Origin of the sequence: Burkholderia sp. BCC1644 (genome assembly GCF_902833225.1) — a bacterium.
GTDB lineage: Bacteria > Pseudomonadota > Gammaproteobacteria > Burkholderiales > Burkholderiaceae > Burkholderia.
This window is the reverse complement of the sequence record NZ_CADFEI010000046.1, coordinates 1-1,560: the sequence shown is the minus strand read 5'-3', so window position 1 is coordinate 1,560 and position 1,560 is coordinate 1. Positions and strand designations below refer to the sequence as shown.

Here is a 1,560-nt window from a genome sequence, read left to right as displayed (position 1 = left end):
CACTGATATGACTTCGCGTGTCAATGGGGATCGGTTTTCAGCTTCTCAAGTACATGTCATACGAATTTCCTGAGGGCGACGTAGCAGTAAAACTCGACGGTGGATCACACTGATATTCGCGGGTTGATTACCGCATTACAGAGGTCCGCCCAACGAGCCTGCCGCCATCTAAAATCGCAAGTCGGATGTTCTCCGTTGCGTAGTGTTCTCGCGGGTTACTCGCGTGCCGGGCTACGTCGCCTTCAGGAAACTCTTCCTCCAGTGGTTAAGGTAAGGTCAAGGGGACTCAGGCGTTGCATTACGCCGCGTGCACCTCGCTCGGTACGGCGAGCGACATCGCCAGCCGGCTGATGTCCCAGATGAACCCACCGAGTTCGCGGGCGACCGCGACCACAGCGATGTTCTTTTCCTTGCCGTGAGCGACAAGCTTGCGATAACGCCGGCACAGTCGTATCTGCGCGTCCCAGGCGCGATCTATGATGGGCTTGGGAAGGCCTTCATGTCGCCGCTGGATCTCGGGGCTCACACGTGCCGGGTGCCGGTAGCTCCAGGCGGCCTCGACTAACAACTTTCTTGCATAGCCGTTACCCGTTTTGGTGATGCTGCCCTGACGACGTTTGTTGCCGGAGGAATGCTCTGACGGAGTAACGCCAAGCCAGGCCATCAATTGGCGCGGGTGCGCGAAGCGTGAGAGATCGCCCAATTCGGCGAGCATACCCACTGCCGTAGTGAACTGCACACCGCGCATGGCCTGTAAGCCCAGTACAGCAGGATAGAAACGCCAGTTGACGACCGCCTCGCGCAGCGCAGCCTCGAGCCGACCACACTGCGCGAGCCGGTCCTCGATTGTGCGTCGAAGCTCGTCGAGCGCCAGTTGCTGCCAAAGGTTGTCGAACGAAAATGCGCTCAGCCAGCGCCGGTGCGCAGGCCCCCAGTCGGCCCGGCCCGTGTAGCGCACGCCGTGCGACAGCAGGAAAGCCTTTAGCCGCTGCCGTGCGCGCTTCATATCGTCTTTGGCGCTCACCCACGCACGTGCCAGATCGCGAAACGCTTCATCGTCTACGCTAGGCACGTACACCGCTGACAAGTCGCCGGTACGGAGCAACCGCGCCAACTTGACGGCGTCGCGTCGGTCGGTCTTGACGCGCTCGCCGGGTTTTCTAGGAATCAGTGACGGTGCGCACACCATGCAGTCAAAGCCCTTTTGCGCGAGCTGACGGTAGAGCCCGTAGCCGCACGGGCCCGCTTCATAGACGACGCGTATGCGGTCTGCTTTGGACTGCAGACGTTTGCACAGCCGATCGATGTCCGTCTGCGTCGTCCCGATCCTGCCAAGCAGTTCGACCTCGTTCGGGCCGAGCGCGTACGCGACCGTGATCGAGTCCTTGTGAACATCCAGGCCGACGTACAGCGTGCTATCGTGTTCCATGCTGGCCTCCGTGCGAGAAAGTGCCGGGTGTGGCACCGTCCACACCGTGCGGCTCTGGCTGCAATGCTAACCCGCGTTTGCTTCCTCGCCGCAGGCCAGCCCTCTACCTCACGCGAAGTCATACTGCCTAA

The 1,560-nt window shown here is 61.0% G+C and carries 1 protein-coding gene; it reads right to left on the bottom strand.

Annotated elements, in window-relative coordinates; all coding sequences use genetic code 11:
• Positions 1-298: 298 nt before the first annotated feature.
• Complete coding sequence (locus tag HWX87_RS37590) at positions 299-1,429, bottom strand: IS110 family transposase (protein ID WP_176051830.1); 1,131 nt, start codon at positions 1,427-1,429, stop codon at positions 299-301.
• Positions 1,430-1,560: the final 131 nt, after the last annotated feature.